At 55.4% G+C, this 20,157-nt stretch carries 19 protein-coding genes; 11 read left to right on the forward strand and 8 right to left on the reverse strand.

The genetic code is table 11. The features are described from left to right. The first annotated feature begins 111 nt into the window (after nucleotides 1-111). From FDK21_RS01000 to FDK21_RS01010, 3 genes are read left to right on the forward strand one after another with little or no spacing between them, the layout of a single operon-like run. Nucleotides 112-1,125: a TRAP transporter substrate-binding protein gene (locus FDK21_RS01000; RefSeq protein ID WP_138147202.1), complete on the forward strand. Its 1,014-nt coding sequence runs from the start codon at nucleotides 112-114 to the stop codon at nucleotides 1,123-1,125. Next, on the forward strand, nucleotides 1,122-1,568 hold the full coding sequence (locus tag FDK21_RS01005; RefSeq protein WP_138147203.1) for a TRAP transporter small permease: 447 nt from the start codon (nucleotides 1,122-1,124) through the stop codon (nucleotides 1,566-1,568). Before FDK21_RS01000 ends, FDK21_RS01005 begins: the two co-directional genes overlap by 4 nt. Continuing rightward, nucleotides 1,565-2,875, forward strand: coding sequence for a TRAP transporter large permease (locus FDK21_RS01010; protein ID WP_138147204.1), 1,311 nt, complete (start codon nucleotides 1,565-1,567; stop codon nucleotides 2,873-2,875). Before FDK21_RS01005 ends, FDK21_RS01010 begins: the two co-directional genes overlap by 4 nt. A gap of 36 nt (nucleotides 2,876-2,911) precedes the next feature. Here FDK21_RS01010 and FDK21_RS01015 read toward each other — a convergent pair whose 3' ends face one another. Then, a complete protein-coding gene (locus FDK21_RS01015) occupies nucleotides 2,912-3,355 on the reverse strand; it encodes a MarR family transcriptional regulator (protein WP_114010778.1) in 444 nt (147 codons plus the stop codon). A 135-nt stretch (nucleotides 3,356-3,490) separates the two neighbouring features. On the opposite strand from FDK21_RS01015, the gene FDK21_RS01020 reads away from it, so the two are divergent. From FDK21_RS01020 to FDK21_RS01030, 3 genes are read left to right on the forward strand one after another with little or no spacing between them, the layout of a single operon-like run. Continuing rightward, the gene (locus FDK21_RS01020; protein WP_138147916.1) at nucleotides 3,491-4,057 is read left to right on the forward strand and encodes a VOC family protein; all 567 of its coding nucleotides are present in this window, start codon (nucleotides 3,491-3,493) and stop codon (nucleotides 4,055-4,057) included. Then, the gene (locus FDK21_RS01025; RefSeq protein WP_138147205.1) at nucleotides 4,050-5,663 is read left to right on the forward strand and encodes an FAD-dependent oxidoreductase; all 1,614 of its coding nucleotides are present in this window, start codon (nucleotides 4,050-4,052) and stop codon (nucleotides 5,661-5,663) included. Before FDK21_RS01020 ends, FDK21_RS01025 begins: the two co-directional genes overlap by 8 nt. Further along, nucleotides 5,660-5,908 (forward strand): DUF2783 domain-containing protein, encoded by a 249-nt coding sequence (locus tag FDK21_RS01030; protein WP_138147206.1) that lies wholly within the window; start codon nucleotides 5,660-5,662, stop codon nucleotides 5,906-5,908. Before FDK21_RS01025 ends, FDK21_RS01030 begins: the two co-directional genes overlap by 4 nt. Before the next feature lie 37 nt (nucleotides 5,909-5,945). Here the strand turns inward: FDK21_RS01030 and FDK21_RS01035 are convergent, their stop codons facing one another. Beyond that, on the reverse strand, nucleotides 5,946-6,437 hold the full coding sequence (locus FDK21_RS01035) for an Lrp/AsnC family transcriptional regulator (RefSeq protein ID WP_246657464.1): 492 nt from the start codon (nucleotides 6,435-6,437) through the stop codon (nucleotides 5,946-5,948). Nucleotides 6,438-6,572: 135 nt separating this feature from the next. On the opposite strand from FDK21_RS01035, the gene hppD reads away from it, so the two are divergent. The 4 genes from hppD to FDK21_RS01055 all read left to right on the forward strand — a co-directional run bounded on the left by hppD (nucleotide 6,573) and on the right by FDK21_RS01055 (nucleotide 12,728). Continuing rightward, nucleotides 6,573-7,697, forward strand: coding sequence for a 4-hydroxyphenylpyruvate dioxygenase (hppD, locus tag FDK21_RS01040; protein ID WP_114010782.1), 1,125 nt, complete (start codon nucleotides 6,573-6,575; stop codon nucleotides 7,695-7,697). A 248-nt stretch (nucleotides 7,698-7,945) separates the two neighbouring features. After that, nucleotides 7,946-10,156 carry a malate synthase G gene (locus FDK21_RS01045; protein WP_210238656.1) on the forward strand — a complete coding sequence of 737 codons (2,211 nt, stop codon included), beginning with the start codon at nucleotides 7,946-7,948 and terminating at the stop codon, nucleotides 10,154-10,156. A gap of 661 nt (nucleotides 10,157-10,817) precedes the next feature. Continuing rightward, on the forward strand, nucleotides 10,818-11,318 hold the full coding sequence (locus FDK21_RS01050) for a CBS domain-containing protein (RefSeq protein WP_138147209.1): 501 nt from the start codon (nucleotides 10,818-10,820) through the stop codon (nucleotides 11,316-11,318). A 72-nt stretch (nucleotides 11,319-11,390) separates the two neighbouring features. Next, nucleotides 11,391-12,728, forward strand: coding sequence for an ArsB/NhaD family transporter (locus FDK21_RS01055; protein ID WP_114010872.1), 1,338 nt, complete (start codon nucleotides 11,391-11,393; stop codon nucleotides 12,726-12,728). 316 nt (nucleotides 12,729-13,044) lie between these two features. On the opposite strand, the gene FDK21_RS01060 is transcribed toward FDK21_RS01055, so the two are convergent. From FDK21_RS01060 to FDK21_RS01085, 6 genes are all read right to left on the reverse strand, one after another. Then, nucleotides 13,045-14,178 carry an alpha-hydroxy acid oxidase gene (locus FDK21_RS01060; protein ID WP_138147210.1) on the reverse strand — a complete coding sequence of 378 codons (1,134 nt, stop codon included), beginning with the start codon at nucleotides 14,176-14,178 and terminating at the stop codon, nucleotides 13,045-13,047. A 155-nt stretch (nucleotides 14,179-14,333) separates the two neighbouring features. Beyond that, on the reverse strand, nucleotides 14,334-15,842 hold the full coding sequence (locus FDK21_RS01065; RefSeq protein WP_114010787.1) for a tripartite tricarboxylate transporter permease: 1,509 nt from the start codon (nucleotides 15,840-15,842) through the stop codon (nucleotides 14,334-14,336). Nucleotides 15,843-15,848: 6 nt separating this feature from the next. Further along, entirely contained in the window at nucleotides 15,849-16,325 is a 477-nt protein-coding gene (locus FDK21_RS01070; RefSeq protein WP_114010788.1) for a tripartite tricarboxylate transporter TctB family protein, read from the reverse strand. A gap of 85 nt (nucleotides 16,326-16,410) precedes the next feature. After that, entirely contained in the window at nucleotides 16,411-17,364 is a 954-nt protein-coding gene (locus FDK21_RS01075) for a tripartite tricarboxylate transporter substrate binding protein (protein WP_114010789.1), read from the reverse strand. 27 nt (nucleotides 17,365-17,391) lie between these two features. After that, nucleotides 17,392-18,066: an RraA family protein gene (locus FDK21_RS01080; protein ID WP_171021898.1), complete on the reverse strand. Its 675-nt coding sequence runs from the start codon at nucleotides 18,064-18,066 to the stop codon at nucleotides 17,392-17,394. Between the two features lie 14 nt (nucleotides 18,067-18,080). Further along, nucleotides 18,081-19,079 (reverse strand): hydroxyacid dehydrogenase, encoded by a 999-nt coding sequence (locus FDK21_RS01085; RefSeq protein ID WP_114010791.1) that lies wholly within the window; start codon nucleotides 19,077-19,079, stop codon nucleotides 18,081-18,083. A 180-nt stretch (nucleotides 19,080-19,259) separates the two neighbouring features. Here FDK21_RS01085 and FDK21_RS01090 point away from each other — a divergent pair, with 180 nt between their 5' ends. Beyond that, on the forward strand, nucleotides 19,260-20,153 hold the full coding sequence (locus FDK21_RS01090; protein ID WP_138147212.1) for a LysR substrate-binding domain-containing protein: 894 nt from the start codon (nucleotides 19,260-19,262) through the stop codon (nucleotides 20,151-20,153). Nucleotides 20,154-20,157: the final 4 nt, after the last annotated feature.

Here is a 20,157-nt window from a genome sequence, read left to right on the forward strand (position 1 = left end):
GGCCAAAACTGCCTGCACGAACCATCCCGGCGGGGGCAAGGAGAGGACATCTCTGCCGGGTTCACCAACACCATCTGGCCGTTCAGGCCGTTATCTTCTGGGAGGAACATCATGAAATTGGTAAAAGCTGCGCTGATGGGCGCATTGCTCAGCGTATCGGGGCCATTGACAGCCATGGCACAGGATCTGGTCCTGTCCAGCTGGTTGCCGCCACGCCATCCGGTGGTCATCAATGCCATCAAGCCCTGGGCCAAGCAGGTGAAAGAGGTGACGGAGGGACGCGTCAATGTGCGGGTTCTGGCCAAGCCGCTCGGCTCGCCACCCGCCCATTTTGATATGGCACGCGACGGGGTTGCCGACATCACTTACGGTCTGCATTCCTTCACCAAGGATGACCGTTTCAAGAAGGCTCGGATCGGTCAGTTTTCCTTCCTTGGGGACGATGCGGTCAAAAGCTCTGAAGCCTTTTGGACCGTCTATAACGACAAGCTTGATGCCCGTGAAGAGCATAAGGGCACGCATCTGCTTGGCCTCTTCATGCACGGCCCGGGTCTGTTCCACAACAACAAGACCGCGATCAACAAACTTGAAGATTTCTCCGGCCTCAAAATTCGGGTGCCCGGCGGCTATATTCCCGATCTGCTGAAGGGTTATGGTGTCGAACCGGTCTTCATGTCGTCTGGCGAGATCTATGAAAAGCTGTCGCGTGGTGTGGTTGACGGGGTGACCATTACCTATGAAGCCATCACCTCCTTCAAACTGACCGACTATGTCACCAACACCACCATCTTCCCGGGCGGTCTTTACAACACCACCTGGTTCCTGGTGATGAATGAGGACAAGTGGAATGGCATTTCCGAAGCCGACCGCAAGGCCATTGAAGGCATTTCCGGTATGGCTTTTGCGGAACTGGTGGGCAAGGCATGGAATGATGCCGACGCCAAAGCCATCGGGGCGATGGAAAAAGCAGGCATCAAAATCGCGCCTGCGCCAGATGCGGTGGTGGATTCCGTCCGCGCACGCGCTGCCGAGCTTGAAGGGGCATGGGCCGACAGCCTTGGGGGCGACTATGATGGCCGTGCGGCCCTTGAGAGCTTCCGCTCCATGACGGGCGTTGGCAAATGATTGGCAAGGCGAAACTCTTCCTTGAAGGGATCGCCGCACTTCTGGTGACGGGGCTTGTCCTCGTCACCTGTGTCGATGTGGTCGGGCGCTATGCCTTCAATGCACCCCTTGGCGGTGCTTTCGAGCTAACGCAGGTCTGTCTTGCGGCTCTGGTTTTTGTCGCTCTGCCGCTGACGACCTTGCATGGGGGGCATGTGGAGGTCGATCTTCTGTTGCCTTTCCTGCCCTATAAACTGCGCCATGCGCTCGGGCGTGTTGGTGGTGCGGTCATGGGGCTGATATTCATCTATTTTGCCTATCGTCTGGTGATCATGGCCGAGGATCAGTTTACGGCGGGCACCCGGACGGCCGGGCTTGGTATTTCCTATTGGTGGCTTGCTGCTCTTGGTGGTTTGAGCTGTTTTGCGTCGGGTATTCTGGCGATTGTCCGGAGGCAAGGATGACCATTTCACTTATCGCCTTTGCCATCCTTCTGGTTCTGGTCTTTCTGCGTGTTCCCATCGCCTTTGCCATGGCCTTGGTCGGTGGTGGCGGCTTTGCCTATATGCGCGGCATGGAAGCGGCGGGCGCCATGGTTGGCAATGCGGTGTTTGAAACCGGGCTCAGCTATTCTTTGTCTGTGGTTCCTTTGTTCATTTTCATGGGCAATGTGCTGGCTGGCTCCGGCATTGCGCAGGGGCTGTTCAGCGGCGCGGACCGGATTTTTGGTCGCATGAAGGGCGGGCTTGCCATGGCAACCATCTTTTCCTGCGGCGGATTTTCTGCCGTTTGCGGCTCATCACTGGCGACTGCAGCAACGATGTCGAAGGTGGCGATGCCCTCGATGCGCAAATATGGCTATCATGACAGCCTTGCCACCGGATCGATTGCGGCGGGGGGCACGCTTGGTATCCTTATTCCACCGTCGGTCATTCTGATCATCTTCGGCCTTCTGACCGAAAGCGACATTGGCAAGCTGTTCATTGCCGGGATCATTCCCGGACTGCTGGGTGTATTGCTCTATCTGGCGGCGGTGATGGTGGCAGTGCGCTTTCAGCCCGATCTGGCCCCGGACGTCACCGAACCGCACCCGATTTCGCGCACGGACATGGTTGGTGTGCTGGCAACCGTTGGCTTGTTTGTCTTCATTATGGTGGGGATCTATGGCGGTTTCTTCACGCCGATTGAAGCGGCCGGAATGGGTGCTGCCATGTCGGTTGTGATTGCCGCTCTGGTCGGTGGCTTTTCGCTTAAGGGCCTTAGACATGCTTTGGTGGATGCCGCCAAGGCCTCGGCCATGATCTTCGCCATTATCATTGGCGCAGAGATCTTTGGCAATTTCGTCACTTTTGCCGGTCTGCCTGATGAGCTGGGCGATCTGGTCTATGATCTGGGACTGAATGCCTGGATGGTGATTTTCATCATCGTGGTGATCTATTTGCTGCTTGGCACGGTGCTCGAAAGCCTGTCGATGATCCTGCTGACGGTGCCGGTCTTTTATCCATTGCTCTATACGCTTGATTTCGGCACGGGTGTTCTGGCTGATCCCGAGATGGCGTTGATCTGGTTTGCGGTGATTGTGGTCGTGGCGACCGAGATTTCGCTGATCACCCCGCCGGTGGGGATGAATATCTTCGTTCTGCGTTCGGTGCTGCCAGAAGTGCCATTGAAGACCATGTTCAAGGGCATTTTCTGGTTCTGGGTGGCGGATATCGTGCGGATCACGTTGATCGTACTGTTCCCGAGCATATCGCTCTATTTACTGTCCTGACGATCCAAATGGAAAAGCCGGCAGATGCCGGCTTTTTTATGTCTCGCCGTTTTCCTGCGCCCTGATGGCACGGATCAGGCTTTCGATGCCTTGACTGAGTGCAGCTCTGTCTTCGGTTGGCATGGCTGAGAGGATTTGTTCGGCCTGAGCGTCGATCTTGGGCTTGATCTCGTCAAACAAAGCGGTGCCCGCCTTGGTGATGCGGAAGTCACGCAGGCGGCGATCTTTTTTCGAGATGGCGCGGGTGATCAGCTTTTTATCTTCGAGCCGTTGAGAGGCACGACTGACCTGCACCTTGTCGAGGGTGGTGCGGCGGCTCAGTTCTTGCGAATCCAGCTTTCCCGCCTTTGCCAGCAGATAAAGCAAGCGCCATTCTTCGCGTGACAGGCCATAGGTCTGGCCATAGACGCTGGAAATGTTGCGCGAAAAGCCTTCAGCCGCAATGGCCATGCGATAGGGAAAGAAAGAGTCTAGGTCCATGGATCATCCTTTTTGTTACATTTGACATCATTGCAAATGCAACGACTTGATTTTTGTCAAATTCAAGACTATGTTTGTCTGATATTTGTTGCAATTGCAACGATAATGGGAGGAATAATCATGTCAAATGTCGCGCTGAAGCTCGACCAGATCCATCATGTGGCCTATCGCTGCAAGGATGCCAAACAAACTGTTGAATTCTACACCAAGATGCTCAACATGGATTTTATTCTGGCGATTGCCGAAGACCGCGTGCCTTCGACCCATGAGCCGGACCCCTATATGCATCTGTTTCTTGATGCGGGCATGGGCAATGTGCTGGCTTTCTTCGAGCTGCCAACCAAGCCGGAAATGGGGCGGGATGAGAATACCCCGGTCTGGGTTCAGCATATTGCTTTCAAGGTCAAGGATCGCGACACGCTGATCGCTTTCAAGGAGCATCTGGAAGCCAATGGCGTGGATGTGCTTGGGGTGACGGATCATTCGATTTTCCATTCAATCTATTTCTTTGACCCCAATGGCCATCGGGTTGAACTGGCCTGTCCAGACCCGCAGGAAGAAGCGCTCTTGAAGCGGCTGGATGCGGTGAAATGGGATATGCTCGAGGAATGGTCGCGCACCAAGAAGGCCCCGCAGCATGCGGCATGGCTGCATGCCAAGGAACTGGACAAGACTGAAGGCGGGGAGAGCCTTGATGCTTAACACCTATGACTGGCCGGACTTTGCCTATGTCCAGTCCGAGGAGCAACGTGCGGGTGCGCCCGTCCGCCATCCGGTGATGGTGGTCGGGGCTGGACCGATTGGTCTGACCATGGCGCTTGATCTGGCCTCGCGCGGCATTGCGGTGGTGGTCATCGACGACAACAACACCGTCTCGGTCGGTTCGCGGGCGGTGTGCTATGCCAAGCGGCCGTTGGAAATCTGGGAACGCCTCGGGGTTGCGGGCCGAATGATCGACAAGGGCATCAGTTGGAAGCGTGGGCGGGTCTTCTTCCGTGACAAGGAAGTCTATGATTTCGATCTGCTGCCTGAAGAGGGTCACAAGATCCCGGCCTTCATCAACCTGCAGCAATATTATCTCGAGGAATACTTGGTCGCCGCCTGCGAGGCCTCCGACCTTATTGAGTTGCGCTGGAAGCACAAGCTGGTGTCGCTGGAACAGAAGAGCGATCACGCCCGTCTGGAGATCGAGACGCCGGACGGAGCATTCGCCAGTGAGGCCAGTTGGGTGATCGCCTGCGACGGGGCCAACTCGTCGGTGCGCGGCATGGTTGGGGCGGACTTTACCGGGCAATTTTTCCAAGATCGCTTTCTGATTGCCGATATCGTGATGAAGGCGGATTTCCCGACCGAACGCTGGTTCTGGTTTGACCCGGATTTTCACAAGGGCCAGTCGGCCTTGCTGCACAAGCAATCGGATGATGTCTGGCGGCTGGATTTCCAACTCGGGTGGGATTGCGATCCGGAAGAAGAGAAGAAGCCGGAGAATATTATCCCACGGGTCAAGGCAATGCTCGGCGCGGATGTGGAGTTCGAGCTGGAATGGGGCAGCGTCTACCAGTTTGCCTGTCGTCGGGTTGATGAGTTCCGCAAGGGGCGGGTGATCTTTGCGGGTGACTCGGCCCATCAGGTCTCGCCTTTTGGGGCGCGTGGGGCCAATACGGGCGTGCAGGATGCGGACAATCTGGGCTGGAAACTGGCGGCTGTGCTGCGCGGTGACGCGCCAGAGGCCTTGGTCGACAGCTATCACCTTGAGCGAGCCTATGCGGCAGATGACAATCTGCTGAATTCGACCCGCTCGACGGATTTCATCACGCCGAAAAATGCCGCCTCGCTGCGCTATCGCAATGCAGTGCTCGATCTGTCACGCAATCATGCCTTTGCGCGGCCTTTGGTCAATTCTGGACGTCTGTCTTCTCCCACACCTTATGCCGACAGTCCGCTCAACACCGCGGATGCGGACACATGGCAGGGCAGTATGCGGCCCGGCACTTGCATTGCCGATGCACCGATTGTCGTCGATGGTCAAGAGGAGTGGTTGATCCATTGCTTAGGCGATGGCTTCACTTTGCTGGTGTTCGGCTTGGATAGTGAGCCGGTTGATGCTGGGCCTTTTACGCCGACAATTCTGATTGAAGGCAAGGACTTTGTTGATGTCGAGGGACTGGCTGCCGATCGCTATGACGGGCGCAAGGGGGCGGCCTATCTGATCCGCCCGGACCAGCATGTGGTAGCGCGTTGGCGCACGTTTGATCCAGAGGCCATCCGCAAGGCGATCAGTCGTGCGACGGCAGGAGGTGTGAAATGAGTCTGATCCTGACCCCCAATATCGAGAGTCCCGACTGCTTTTACGAGGCGCTGACCGTGGCGCAACGGGACCTGTCCGAGGCTGACGCCAATGACATGAATGCGCGGCTTGTGCTTATTCTGGCCAATCAGGTTGGTTGCCTTGAGGATTTGAAACAAGCGATCGAATTGGCCAGCCCGGCGGCCTTACTGGACGAGAATGCCGGCGATGCGCCACAGGCTTCGGGCTTTGCAGCAGCCGAATAGGCGGTGAAACACTGCGTGAGGATCAATGGGCGTCTCCCTATTGGGGAGGCGCCTTTTTGTTGTCAGACTTGAGGTGGTTCAGCGACAGATGGCCACTTTCCTTCAGGCGATCCAACACGATGGAAGACTTCAAATGCGAGACCCCTTCCTGCGGCAACAGCTTGTTGTTGATGATGTTGGACAGGCCTTTGAGGTCTGGGACCACCAGCTTGACGTGATAATCGGTCGAACCGGTCATCGAATAAGCTTCGCTGACCTCGGGCATGGAGTTGAGCAGGGACAACAGCCGTTTAGAGGCATCGGGTGAGTGGGTGTCGAGCGCGATCTGGATGAAGACAATCAGATCAAGCCCCAGAGCAGACTGGTTGAGGCGGGCGTGATAGCCTTCAATGACACCAGACTTTTCAAGAAGAGCCCTGCGCCGGGCGCATTGGGATGAGGACAGGCCGACTTCTTCGGCCAGTTCCTGACTGGTCAGGCGACCATCCCGCTGTAAAGCTTCCAGAATTTTGATGTCAAAGCGATCCATGCTGATTTCTCGCAAATTTTGAATTTTGACGCTCAAAGTGGCGCACATTCTTTTTACAGGGCGTTGATTTTGCGCACAAGGCGCAGGAGGTTTCTATTAGTATAAATGCCTAATCAATAGACTGGGAGGATAGCAATGGGACCATTTCCGCATGACGCGCCAAAGGCGGTGATCGATGAGGTCAATGTGGCCGGGACCGATGGTTTTGAATTTGTCGAATTTGCCCATCCGGAAGCGGGCAAATTGGAAGCTCTGTTCGAGAGCATGGGGTTTGTCGAGGTGGCGCGACACAAGCACAAGGATATTTCGCTCTATCGACAAGGACATGTCAATTATCTGATCAACCGCGATCCGGACGGCCATGCGGCCCAGTTCGTCAAGGACCATGGTCCCTGCGCTCCTGCGATGGCATGGCGGGTGGTTGACGCACAAGTGGCGCTGCAATGCGCCCTTGATTATGGGGCCGAGGAATATAAAGGTCCGGGCAAAGCACTTGATGTGCCTGCGGTTTATGGCATTGGCGGTTCGCTGCTCTATTTCGTCGACACCTATGGTGCGGATGGGTCTGCCTATGATGCGGATTATCAATGGCTTGGCGAGCGGGACCCGAAGCCGGAAGGCGCAGGCTTTTACTATCTCGACCATCTGACCCACAATGTGATGCGCGGCAACATGAACACCTGGTATGATTTCTATGCCAAGGCCTTCAACTTCAAGGAAATCCGTTTCTTTGACATCAAAGGCGAATATACCGGGCTATATTCCCGGGCGCTGACATCGCCAGATGGCAAGATCCGCATTCCGATCAATGAAAGCTCAGACGACAAGAGCCAGATTGAGGAATATCTCAACGCATATAAGGGCGAAGGCATCCAGCATATTGCCGTCGGGACAGAGGATATTTATCGCTCAACAGACCAGATTGCCGCCAAAGGGCTCGATTTCATGCCTGCCCCTCCCGATGCTTATTATGATATGTCGCGCGAGCGGGTGAAAGGGCATCAGGAGCCGCTGGAGCGGATGCAGCGCAATGGCATTCTGATCGACGGGGAAGGGGTGGTCGATGGCGGCCGGACCCGTATTCTGTTGCAGATCTTTTCGAAAACGGTGATCGGCCCGATCTTCTTTGAATTCATTCAGCGCAAGGGCGATGACGGCTTTGGCGAAGGCAATTTCAAGGCCCTGTTTGAATCGATCGAGCGCGATCAGATCGAACGCGGCGTCCTGACCACCGATGCAGCGGCACCGGCTGCCGAGTAGCTGTCGCGTCTTGTGCGTCGCTGTTGTCGCGATGCCTGTGATGCAGCATCTCGAAAGGCATGGTTCCCACAGTTCACTAACCAAAGCCTTTCCAGCGACTGCCCGGATTTCTGCAAGGAATTCCGGGCATTTTTTGTGTCACTGACTGGTTCTGAACGAAACATCTCCTTGTATCGTTTGAAAATTTCGCACGATTTTCTGCTTTTCAGAATAGATGCCTTGTGAGCATAATCCTTCCCGGACAAGGGATGGGCAACACATCCCGCATTTTGAGGAACTTCAACGGGATTGAGACGATGGCACGCAGACTAGACAAGAATGACCTGAAGGTGGATGAGCAGCTGGTGGCGCTGATCGAGGAAGAGATCCTGCCCGGTACCGAGGTCTCTCCAACTGTTTTCTGGCGAGGCCTGTCCGATGCGGTTGCCCGTTTCACCCCGACCAACAGGGCCCTGCTAGCCAAGCGGGCCGATCTGCAAAAACAAGTCGATGCTTGGTGCAAAGCGCATAAGGGCCAGCCGCTTGATCCGGTGGCCTATCGCTCCTTCCTTGAAGACATTGGCTATATTGTGCCTGAAGGCGACGACTTCGAGGTCACGACCGCCAATGTGGATGGCGAAATGGCGACGCTGGCCGGGCCGCAGTTGGTCGTGCCTGTGATGAATGCCCGCTTTGCCCTGAATGCGGCGAATGCCCGTTGGGGCAGTCTGTATGATGCGCTTTATGGTACCGATGTGGTGCCGCAGGACGGGGATCTTGCACCGGGTGAAGGCTTCAATGAGGCGCGCGGATTGGCGGTGATTGCAAAGACGCATGCCTTCCTTGATGATGCTGTACCGCTGGCAGCCGGCAGCCATGGGGATGTTACCGCCTACAGGGTCGACCCGGAGACCCGGTCTTTGATGATCACGCTGACCGATGGCAGCGAAACCAGCCTTAAAGATGAAAGCCAGTTTGTCGGCTTTGTCGAAGCGTCCGTGATCCTGTTCCAGAATAATGGCTTGCATATCGAGTTGCAGATCGACCCGGATCATCCGATCGGTGGGCTGTCCAAGGCGGGTGTTAAGGATGTGGTTCTTGAATCCGCTCTGAGCACCATTCAGGATTGCGAGGATTCTGTTGCCGCGGTTGATGCCGAGGATAAATGTCTTGTCTATCGCAACTGGCTCGGCCTGATGAAGGGCGATCTGGAAGACAGTTTCACCAAAGGCGGACGGGTGGTGACGCGCAAGCTGGCCGAGGACCGGACCTATACGGACCGTAGCGGCGGCACCCTGACCCTGCATGGGCGCAGCCTGCTGCTGGTGCGTAATGTCGGTCATCTGATGACCAACCCGGCCATTTTGGATGCCAAGGGCGACGAGATTTTTGAAGGCATTCTGGATGCCTTCGTGACTGTTGCCGCCGCCTTGCATGATTTGCCACGCAAGGGCAACAGCCGGACTGGCAGCATTTATATCGTCAAGCCCAAGATGCACGGACCGGAAGAAGTGGCCTATGCCAATGACCTGTTTGATGCGGTCGAGGGCTGTTTTGGCCTGCCGCGCAACAGCATCAAGATCGGGGTGATGGATGAAGAGCGCCGCACCACCGTTAATCTGAAAGAGTGCATTCGGGCGGTGAAGGACCGGATCGTCTTCATCAATACAGGTTTCCTTGACCGCACCGGCGATGAAATCCATACCTCGATGGAACTGGGGCCGTTCCTGCCCAAAGAGCAGATCAAGGCGGAGCCTTGGATTGCCGCCTATGAGGACTGGAATGTCGATACGGGCTTGCAAACCGCGCTGAATGGTAAGGGCCAGATCGGCAAGGGCATGTGGGCCAAACCCGATGAAATGGCGGAAATGATGGTGGCCAAGATCGGCCATCCGAAGGCCGGGGCGACTTGTGCCTGGGTGCCGTCGCCAACGGCGGCGACCTTGCATGCGATCCATTATCACAAGGTGCATGTTGCCTCCATTCAGGATGCTCTGGCCTCGCGCCAGAAGGCAAATCTGGATACGATCTTGACCGTACCGCTGCTGGAGGGGAAAAATCTCGACCCGCAAACCATCCAGAATGAGCTTGAGAATAATGCACAGGGCATTCTTGGCTATGTGGTGCGCTGGATCGATCAGGGGGTGGGCTGCTCCAAGGTGCCGGACATCAACAATGTGGCCCTGATGGAAGATCGGGCGACCTTGCGGATTTCCAGCCAGCATATGGCTAACTGGCTTTATCATGGGCTGGTAACCCCGGAGCAGGTGATCGAAACAATGGAGAAAATGGCTCGCGTCGTCGATCAGCAAAATGCTGATGATCCGGCCTATCGCAACATGGCCGACAATTATGTCGCCTCGGTTGCTTTCCGCGCAGCCTGCGATTTGGTCTTCAAAGGCAAGGATCAGCCCAGCGGCTATACCGAGCCGTTGTTGCACAAGCTCAGGCAGATTGCCAAATCCCACATGCAAGCGTGATCCCCTGTCTGGATGTCAAGCAAGCAAGATACGCGAAAAAAGGGCGTCGAAGGACGCCTTTTTTGTGTTTTCAGGCTCTGTTATCGCCTGCCTATGAAGGGCGTCTCACTGAAGGAGCTATGTGAATTTTGCATGGCTTAAGGGGCCATTGTTTCTCCGTTTCGAACTATGGTCTGGCGGTGAAAAGGGGCTGAGTGGCGCTGCCTTCTGTATCGCTTGGGTCAGAAGTCCAGACAGGGGTGAGTCCTCAGCAAATGCCTCCGGTAACGCAAACTGCGTTTCGAAATGCACAGGGTCGATGATCGAACCTTTTTTGCAAGTGGTTGCAATTCTTACTTATTTTTTAAACAGCGTGAGTCGGGATGGCGAGGTATTTTCATCGGAATCGACTTTAACTTGATGTCGCGAGGGAAGGCTGATACGAAGCAATCCTATACTTTCGGTGAGGTCGAGTTCTACTTTTGGATAAAGCCACTTCAAGCCCTGTCCAAAATCGGTGAAATCAGTTGCAGGTACCCTATCTGCTACCTTGCCTGGGGCTGAATTCGTATGCGATTATTGCAACGCTCGTTACATTCGCAATAGGGTTTAACCCAAAGATTTTGTTGTACGTTTCAGGCCTGTCGGTCGCGTATGGCGAAATGAGCTGGAGGAAATTGCCGTGCCTTGCATTGATGCAATGATTGACGAAGTCGTCAGCTTGCCACTCGATATTACGGTCGAGGAAGCACTCAACGTGCTTGATAACAACAACATCCGTACCGCGCCTGTTCTCGATAGCGACAAGACCATGCTTGGTCTGTTCGGCTACGAAACCCTGATGCAGGCTGTTTTGCCCCAAGCCCTCTCAATGGGGATAGGTCTTGGGCGGCTCGATTTTGCACGAGGAGCCGGGCCGGATATCGCTCGTCGCCTGCGCAAGGTCAAAGCCAAGCCACTCGCAGAAGTCATGAACCGCAAACCGCTGACGTTGCAGCCGGAAATGTCCCTTTGGGAAACCATCCGCACGCTGGCCAAGGCTCGACTTCCTCTTGCTGTGGTTGATAAGAAGACCAACAAGTTTCTTGGAATTGTGACCGAGCGGTCCGCTATTGCCGAGCTTGAGCGAAGCGAGGCGGATCCTACCTTGACTGGGCCGGAAATGGACGCATCTGACTCTTGACCAGATGCCTGTTCCGGCCTCGCTAACCACTTGTGAATAGGGGCCCGAAACAAAATGGGACATGCCACGGAGATGGCCACAAGCGCAGCCTTTGGCTGGTCGCCACTGGTTGTTGCGACCGTCATTCTTGTAACTGCCTATATCTTTATCATCTCGGAAAAGATCAACCGCGCGATCATCTCCCTTTTGGGGGCGGGTCTGCTGGTCCTGCTCGGGGTTTTGAACTTTGAGCTGGTGGTTGCCGGGACTGACTTCAATACTCTGTTTTTGCTGATCGGCATGATGGTCATTGTGGCCATCACCAAGGATTCAGGCATTTTCCAGTTTGTGGCGATTTATACCGCCAAGACGGTGAAAGCCAATCCGCGGGCCCTGTTGGCGGCGCTGGCCGTTGTGACGGCAGTCTTCTCATCCCTGTTGGACAACGTGACAACCGTCTTGCTGGTCGTGCCGGTGACACTGCTTTTGACCGATCAATTGGAGCTGAACCCCTATCCGTTCCTGTTCTCGCAGATCTTTTCCTCCAACATTGGTGGTTCGGCTACCCTGATCGGTGACCCACCCAACATTCTGATCGGGTCTGCGGTTGGTCTCAGTTTCATGGATTTCGTGGAACATGTTGGTCCTCCCGCAGTGGTTATCATGATCCTTTGCCTGATCTTCTTCGACCTCCTGTGGGGGCGCAAGTTGAAGACGACACGGCGGGCGCAGGTCATGATGATGCGCTACAATGCCGGTGAGGCCATTGAAGATCGTCCCTTGCTCTACAAGTCTCTGTTCACGCTGGCGCTGGTGATGGCTGGCTTCATCTGGGGGCACGATCTTGGCTGGCAGCCAGGCACGATCGCCCTGACCGGTGCTGCCTTCCTGTTGCTGTTGCAGAGCTTCAAATTCGGTCCGGAAGAGCAGTCTCACAACGTCCACAAGGCTTTCCAGCAGGTTGAATGGGAAACGATCTTCTTCTTCTTCGGTCTGTTCGTGCTGGTCTATGGTGTTGAACATACCGGCTTGCTGAAAATGATTGCAGAGCAGTTGCTGCAAATCACAGGCACCAATGTTCCGCTTGCTGGCATGATCATTCTTGGATCGTCTGCCGTTCTTTCAGCCATCGTTGACAACATTCCGTTTGTTGCGACGATGATCCCGCTGATCGAAGCGATGCAAACTGATCTTGGTGGAGCAGATGCGATTAAGCCGCTCTGGTGGTGTCTGTCCCTTGGTGCCTGTCTTGGTGGCAACGGCACGCTTATCGGTGCCAGTGCCAACGTCATGGTTGCCAGCTTTGCCGAACGGGCAGGGCAGCGGATTTCCTTCATGAAGTTCATGGCTTTGGCCTTCCCGCTGATGCTGTTCACCACATTGATTGCTGCGATCTACGCCTGGTTTGCCTTCTTCGTTATCAGTTTCTGATTGGCGGTGAGACAAGCTGCACATTGAACTAGGGGAGCGATTGCTCCCCTTTTTTGTGATCGCGTCCCGATTCAATGCCGAATGTGGAGTCTGCAACCAGGGTTTCATCGACTTCAAGGCCGGCTTTAGCCATGGCTTTTCAGAACCCTTTTGTTCGCTCACAGGCTGTTGAGGCATAGGATGGACCGGCGATCAGGCCAATTCGGGAATGGATGAGGTCTATCAGGTGTCTTGTGGCAGGATAACATGAAGGGGAGGAAACCGGCTTTCGATATTCTATGAAGCGACGGTCTCATAGCCCACAGTAATCGGGCACTTAACGATCCAGTATCGTTTCTCCCACTTCATCAAGTCCGCGAAGGCCGACAAGACCTAGATCCTGATTCAACTCCTTTTTCAGGATTTGGATCGCCTGTTCAACCATAGACTGCCCACCAACAGCGGCAGCATAGAGCATAGGCCGTCCTACAAAGACAAAATCAGCGCCTAGCGCCACGGCTTTCAAGATATCGGTTCCGCGGCGAATGCCGCCATCCACACCGAGCATCATTGCACCCGCTTCGCCTCGCGCGGCCTTCAGCGCTCGCACACCGCTGATGGCGAAATCGAGTTGCCGCCCGCCATGATTGGACAAAATCACACCATCGCACCCATGTTTGCGGGCACGCGCCACATCCGTATGCGCAAGCAGGCCTTTCAGGACCAGCCTGCCTTTCCAGATATCGCGGATCAGACGCACATGCTCCCAGTTCAGATGATCTTTACGCCCAAAATCACGCACCACATTTTTGGAGACGATCGGCACACCGCGTTCGGCAAAGGAATTCTCGAAATGCGGTATCCCACGCTCTACGAGACTTCTTAAAAACGTTCCAAAAACCCATCGCGGCTTGAGCGCAAAATCGAAGATCAAGCGCGGCGTAATCCTCAGCGGCGTTGAAAAACCGGCGCGCAGATTGTTCTCACGGTTCGCCAGAACCGCTGTATCGGCGGTCAAAACGAGTGTTTTGTAGCCTGCCTGCTCGACCCGCTGCACCAAGGCGCGAATACGGTCTTCCTCACCCGGCAAATAGGCTTGAAACCAGGCATCTGGATTGCTTTCCAGCACACGTTCCAAAGGGGTGAGCGAGGAGCCGCTCAAGATAAATGGTATGCCTGCGTCTTTCGCCGCACGTGCCAGCACGACATCGCCATCCAGTGCCATGAGCGAAGAAATGCCCATGGGGGCGATGCCGAATGGAGCATCATATAATCTATCGAAAAGGGGACGCGTGATCGTGCGGCCTTCAACGCCTCGCAAAACATTGGGGATCAGTCGCATTTCAGAGAAAACTGCGCGGTTATCCGCATAGGCTGAAGCGGTTTCCGCAGCGCCTGCGATATATCCAAAGAGCGGACGCGGAAGCCTGCGACGTGCAGCGATTTCGAAGTCATCCAGGTTCAAAATCATACCAGTGACTCCTTAGAAGCCGCAAAGCCCTTCATCCGGTCCCAGAGATGATCATGGCAGTCGAAAATTGGAAGGTCGGGGTCGATGACGTCCTCGGTGTTAAAAGCCAGCCACTTTTGCCTGACCGGGAAGTGAGGGTTCGCCCCGACCATCCTTTATGCCTTTCCGTTGGATGCTTTGGCTTTGAGCAAGCGCTTCTTGATCATCGGTCCAGTGATCACTGCCAGCGTCAGGGCAACCAAAATCAGACTGGTCGTGTTCTGGAACAGGACTGCCCAATCACCCCGTCCGATGCGCAAGGCAAGACGCAAATTCTCTTCAGCAAAGCCACCGAGAATGAGGCCCAGTACCACAGGAGGAAGCGGGAACTTCAACTTGTCCATGACATAGCCGATGGCCCCGAAGCCGAGCATCAGATAGACGTCGAACATCCGACCATGGATGGAATAGACGCCGATCAACATCAGAATGATGATAACGGAGCCGAGCAACGGGCGTGGCAACTTGAGCAGCTTGGCAAAGCTGTTGGTCGCCAGCGAACCGCCAAGGAACACCAACAGGATGGCGCCAAACAGGAACTGCCACATGAAGCCAAAGACAATGTCGGGATTGTTGCGGAACAGCATCGGGCCGGGCTGCAAACCATGGATCAGCAGACCACCCAGCATGATTGCCGCGACAGCCGTACCGGGAATGCCAAGGGTCAGGGCAGGGATGAGTGCGGAAGCCGTGTCGGCATTGTTGGCCGTCTCAGAAGCGGCAACGCCTTCTCCTTCGCCTTTGCCCCATTCTTCAGGGTTTTTGCTGGCACGACGGGCTTCATTGTAGGACATGAAGGCAGCCATGGACCCACCGGCACCGGGCAGAATGCCGATCCAGATACCAATCAAAGATGAGCGCAGCCAAGTCTTCCAATAGCCTTTCATGCGCGGCAGAGTTCGCCAGATCGGTTGGGTGCCGAGATGTTCACTTGCGCCACCGTCAGTCTTGAGCGGGCTTTCCAGCAGATCGATGACCGGAGGCAGGGCATAGAGGCCAACCAGCAGAATGACGATATGAATGCCATCCAGCAGTTCCAGTTGATCAAAGGTAAACCGGTCATTGCCGAAGATCGGATCAGAGCCGATGACCGACACAAAGACGCCAAAACAGGCGCTGATCAAGCCTTTGACGATGTTGCCACCAAGCAGAAAGATGATGCTGCAGAGGCCGAAGACGGCAACCCAGAATACTTCTGCGGGACCAAACAACAAGGTGACGCGGGACAAAGGCGGGGCGAGCAACATCAGCGCAAACGCGCTGGCGACACCGCCGATGGCAGAGGAGACAACTGCGACTTGAAGTGCATATCCGCCTTCACCTCGTTGGGCGAGGGGATAGCCGTCAAAGGTGGTCGCGACCGCGGCTGGGGTGCCCGGGATGCGCAGCAGAACCGCAGGAATGGCACCGCCATACATGGCACCATTATAGATGCCTGCCATCAGGCCCAGTGCGACGAGCGGTTCGAGACCAAATGTAAAGGGGACCAGAACGGAGATCGCCATGGTAGCGCTCAGTCCGGGCATGGCTCCGACCACGATGCCAGCGAGCACGCCGATAACAAGCGCTGCCAGATTGGTCCAGGCAATGACATTCGGAAGAGATTGGATGAGATCGGTATACATGGCACCTCACTTGGACCAAAGAAGGCCTGACGGAAATTCCTGCGACATTGCAACGCCAAAAATCAGGTAAATGGCGGTCAAGACGATGGCGGTGGCAATCAGCAGGCCCACAGGGCTGCGATAGCCAAAGACATAGGCAACAAGCGGCAGGGAGATGGCGGTGCTGGGATAGAAGCCGATCAAATCGACCGATATCGCATAGGCTACAATCAGACCAAAGGCACCAAAGACACGGCGCGGTGCTTTGAGAACAGGCTCCTGTTCGGCCCCCGTGCTGGCCTTGCGCTGGTCAGACAACAGCATCAATATCGACAGGATGATCAGGCCACCAAGCATGGCGGCAGGAAGAAGCGACGGTAGCGCAGGTAGCTTTGACGTCGGAAAGAGGAAACCGATTGCACCGATCAAAATGCCAAGGGCCGTGATTGTTTCCGCGCGTAGAAAGCGCGACCGATTGCTCGATTGCTGTTTGCTCGGTTGCATGAGACAGGCTCCAGCGATGGGGACACGAGGGGAGATGCAGGGAGAGGCCTTGGGAAAGCAAGGCCTTCTCCCCGCATCATGTTAATCAACGCCAGGGTGTTTCTGCCCAGACCGCTTTGGCAAGGTCCAGGATTTCAGCGTTGAGTGCCTTGAAGTCATCGCCTGTGACAACTTCTACGGGGTTGGCCGTTGCTTTCATGGCCGCTTTGAACTCGGCATCGCCTTCCAGTTTGTTGAAAGCGTCGAGCAGTTTTGCACGGACATCGTCTGGCAGGCCGGCTGGTGCAATGAAGCCACGCATGGAGCCGTTGATGAGATCGATGCCCTGTTCTTTGAATGTAGGTACATCTGGGGCAAATTCAGAGCGTTCGGCAAGGGCGATACCAAGAATATTGATCTCTTCCTTGAAAGCCGAGACTTCCGATACGTTCAGCACGCCCATTGCGACGTGACCACCCATGAGCGCCGTACGAGCCGGAGCGGAGCCACGGAAAGGTACAATGGTGAATTCTGTATCGGTCATTTTCTGCAGTTTGGTGAGCAGGAAGTGATCGTCCCCACCAAGGCTGGACATGCCAACTGTTACCGCACGCGGATTGGCTTTGGCTTCTGCCAACAGCTTTTCAAACGTGTCCAAACCGCTTTTCTTGGATGTGACAATGACGTTCGGGTCGTTGACGACATTGGCCAGATAGGTGAAGCTGTCTGCGTCATAATCGGCCTTGCGGTCAAGGGTACGTGCCATCATGCCCGGCAGATTGTAGGTGCCAAGCGTGTAGCCGTCTTTCTCTGCGTTAGCGGCTTCGGTCACACCGATCTGGCCACTGGCGCCGGGCATGTTTTTAACAACAATGCTGGAGCCTTCACCGAGATATTTCTCAAGGAATGGAGCAACCGTGCGTGCCATGACGTCGGTGCCACCACCAGCGGAATAACCGACAATCACCTTGATCGGTTTTTCAGGAAACTCGGCAGCCGCTGCTCCGGCGATGGTCAGGAACGCGCTTGCGAGCGTGACAGTCTTGATAAATTTCTGCATGTTTCTCCTCCGTACATGCTGTGGGTTTTAGGGGAATAGGCAACCTTTTGCCTTCAGGGCAGCATCGACCCAAGAACGGTCGTTTTTCCCATCGGCAATCTTTTGCATCTGGTTTGTCTCTGCCTCATGCTTGGCCTTGGCCTTCGCAAGAACCTCTTCGGCGTCATCAAGTGGCACACACAGAACACCATCGGAATCGCCAATGATGATGTCTCCTGGTTCAATGACCATACCGTCGATGCTGATCGGCACATTGATCTCGCCCGGACCGTCTTTATAAGGACCACGATGCGTGACGCCGGCAGCAAAGGTTGGCAAGTTGGTCTCAACAAAGGCATCCACATCGCGGATTGCGCCATTGATCACGAAACCGGCTACACCACGTGTGATGGCATAAGCCAGCATCAATTCGCCCATCAGGGCATTGGTCAGATCGCCTCCAGCATCCACGACAATGATGTCTCCCGGTTCGGCCATGTCGATGGCCTTCTGGAACATAAGATTGTCGCCGGGGCGTGCGCGAACGGTCAGGGCTGCACCCGCCATGCCGCCACTCTTGTGCATCGGACGCAAGCGCGACCCGGCAGCCGTCATGCGGCTCATGCTGTCCGAGACGTTGGCGACAGGCACCTTGGCATAGGCTTCGATCAGAGGTTTCGGTGCAATGCGTTCCCGTTTGCAAATCCGGAATCCGATATCCATTTTCAATTCTCCAGTTAAGAGGCTTTGTGCCCGGCAGCAGCCAATTGCCGCGCGTTGGCGATGCGCTCAACCGCAACAGGGCTTCCGTTCAGGACTTGGAAAATTCCATTGACAGCATCTGTGCCCACGCGGGCATTTGCCTGTGCCGTGACACCACCGACATGCGGTGTGGCGACGATGCCCGGTTCCTGCCAGAAGGGGTGATCGGCAGCGGGAGGCTCGATGGCGAAGGTGTCCAGACCGGCGCCAGCCAGATGACCGGACCGAAGAGCTGCAACCAGAGCATCTTCATCGATCAGACCACCGCGAGCGGTATTGACGATGTAGCTGCCCTGAGGCATCTGCCGGATCGCATCCGCATTGATGATCTGTCGTGTGCTGTCATTGAGGGGACAATGCAGGCTGAGAATATCCGCCTGGCCCAACAGATCCTCGAAACGCTCACAGCGTTGGACATTGAATTTCTTGAAAACCGCTTCATCGGCAAATGGATCATACCCCACCAGCTTTAGCCCGAGGCCGCTGGCGATGCGTCCGGTTTCCTGTGCGATCGACCCCATGCCCATCAAGGCGAAGGTCGAACCGGCTAGCTCGCGGCCTTTAAAGCCGGGCTTGTCCCAGCGACCAGCCCGCAGGCTGGCATCAAGAGGAAGGATACGCTTGACGGTGGTCAGCATCAGGGCGATCGCGTGTTCGGCCACGGACACTGCATTGGCTCCGGTCGCCTTGAGAACCGGAATACCTTTCGCGGCAGCCGCGTCCAGATCGATATTGTCGACACCGACGCCATGTTTGGAAATGACCCGAAGGGCAGGGGCTTGCGCAATCGCGGCAGCATCAATGCGCCCGAGGCGAGAAACCACGCCGACGGCTTCGGTCTTGATCAGAAAATCAGCGATGACATCGCTGGCTGCATAGGCAGGGGTATGCACCGTTTCGAAACCATGAGATTCCACGAGCGCTTGAGCTGCGGGTGCCAGATCAGGCCCGGTCACGAGAATCGTGTTCGGCATGATAAATTCCTCCCAGCTTGCCGTCCAACGGCAAGTGATAAGTCTTGCTTTTTCGGTTGATCCCGCCGCCGTCTCCCAACAGGCTTTGCGGTTATCCTCACCCAAAAGGGTAGTTGAAAAAAATATCTTTATGGAAGCGAAAAATTCTGGTTGTTATATTAAGGAAAACTGGATGTAGTGATGGATACTCGACAACTCAAAACATTGGTTGCAATTGCCGCCCACCGAACCTTTGCCAAGGCTGCCGAGGTGGTGGGGCTGACGCCCTCTGCTGTCAGTCAGCAGATTCAGGCGCTTGAAGCAGAGCTGGATGTGCAGCTATTCGAACGCTCGTCACGCCCGCCCAGTCTGACTCCTCAAGGAGTCCAAGTGCTTGACTTGGCAAAGGAAATTTTGCGTTTGGAAGAAAATGCGGTTGCCAGTCTCAAGGGCAATCGGATTTCGGGTGTTCTGCGTCTGGGGACGGTGCGTACAAATGCCCTTAACCTGCTGCCCGAAGCGATTGTCAAGATGCATGACCAATATCCTGCGTTGAAGATCAATCTGCGTGTTGGCCTGTCGTCGTCAATGATATCCGATGTCGCTTCTGGACGTTTGGACGCAGCTTTGGTTGCAGAGCATGTGAGTTTGCCACCACAGCTCAGATGGAGTCCCTTTCTGTGTGAACCTCTTTGGTTGATTGTGCCGGGCTCAGTCAAGGAACGAGATCCAGTGCATATTCTGGGCACCTACCCCTTTGTGCGCTATGTCAACAATGTGCCATTGGCCAATCTGATCGATACTGAAATATCTAGAATGGGTGTCATCACCCTCGATGTTGCGGAGATTGATACCATCGGATCGATTGTCTCCTGCGTGCGGCAAGGGCTCGGCGTCTCCGTGGTGCCCCATGTCTCACTGCCTTCCCCTGATGATGGCTCACTGGTCCGCATTCCTTTTGGTATGCCTCAGGTCAATCGGCAGATTGGTATTGTCGAACGGATCAACGCCCCACGAGGCGATGTCATTCATCGGTTGCATGGTCTATTGGCCCAATTGTGCGGCGAGCATGGCATATCCAGAAATGCGGACTAATTAC

Origin of the sequence: Cohaesibacter sp. CAU 1516 (assembly GCF_005771485.1) — a bacterium.
Classification (GTDB): Bacteria; Pseudomonadota; Alphaproteobacteria; order Rhizobiales; family Cohaesibacteraceae; genus Cohaesibacter; species Cohaesibacter intestini.

What these genes read in the sequence shown, in the direction of transcription:
- FDK21_RS01015 (WP_114010778.1), bottom strand. Translation starts at nt 3,355, where the DNA reads ATGGACCTAGACTCTTTCTTTCCCTATCGCATGGCCATTGCGGCTGAA.
- FDK21_RS01070 (WP_114010788.1), bottom strand. Translation starts at nt 16,325, where the DNA reads ATGCAACCGAGCAAACAGCAATCGAGCAATCGGTCGCGCTTTCTACGC.
- hppD (WP_114010782.1), top strand. Translation starts at nt 6,573, where the DNA reads ATGGGACCATTTCCGCATGACGCGCCAAAGGCGGTGATCGATGAGGTC.
- FDK21_RS01090 (WP_138147212.1), top strand. Translation starts at nt 19,260, where the DNA reads ATGGATACTCGACAACTCAAAACATTGGTTGCAATTGCCGCCCACCGA.
- FDK21_RS01025 (WP_138147205.1), top strand. Translation starts at nt 4,050, where the DNA reads ATGCTTAACACCTATGACTGGCCGGACTTTGCCTATGTCCAGTCCGAG.
- FDK21_RS01005 (WP_138147203.1), top strand. Translation starts at nt 1,122, where the DNA reads ATGATTGGCAAGGCGAAACTCTTCCTTGAAGGGATCGCCGCACTTCTG.
- FDK21_RS01080 (WP_171021898.1), bottom strand. Translation starts at nt 18,066, where the DNA reads ATGGATATCGGATTCCGGATTTGCAAACGGGAACGCATTGCACCGAAA.
- FDK21_RS01060 (WP_138147210.1), bottom strand. Translation starts at nt 14,178, where the DNA reads ATGATTTTGAACCTGGATGACTTCGAAATCGCTGCACGTCGCAGGCTT.
- FDK21_RS01075 (WP_114010789.1), bottom strand. Translation starts at nt 17,364, where the DNA reads ATGCAGAAATTTATCAAGACTGTCACGCTCGCAAGCGCGTTCCTGACC.
- FDK21_RS01030 (WP_138147206.1), top strand. Translation starts at nt 5,660, where the DNA reads ATGAGTCTGATCCTGACCCCCAATATCGAGAGTCCCGACTGCTTTTAC.
- FDK21_RS01085 (WP_114010791.1), bottom strand. Translation starts at nt 19,079, where the DNA reads ATGCCGAACACGATTCTCGTGACCGGGCCTGATCTGGCACCCGCAGCT.
- FDK21_RS01055 (WP_114010872.1), top strand. Translation starts at nt 11,391, where the DNA reads ATGGCCACAAGCGCAGCCTTTGGCTGGTCGCCACTGGTTGTTGCGACC.
- FDK21_RS01010 (WP_138147204.1), top strand. Translation starts at nt 1,565, where the DNA reads ATGACCATTTCACTTATCGCCTTTGCCATCCTTCTGGTTCTGGTCTTT.
- FDK21_RS01065 (WP_114010787.1), bottom strand. Translation starts at nt 15,842, where the DNA reads ATGTATACCGATCTCATCCAATCTCTTCCGAATGTCATTGCCTGGACC.
- FDK21_RS01035 (WP_246657464.1), bottom strand. Translation starts at nt 6,437, where the DNA reads ATGGATCGCTTTGACATCAAAATTCTGGAAGCTTTACAGCGGGATGGT.
- FDK21_RS01000 (WP_138147202.1), top strand. Translation starts at nt 112, where the DNA reads ATGAAATTGGTAAAAGCTGCGCTGATGGGCGCATTGCTCAGCGTATCG.
- FDK21_RS01045 (WP_210238656.1), top strand. Translation starts at nt 7,946, where the DNA reads ATGGGCAACACATCCCGCATTTTGAGGAACTTCAACGGGATTGAGACG.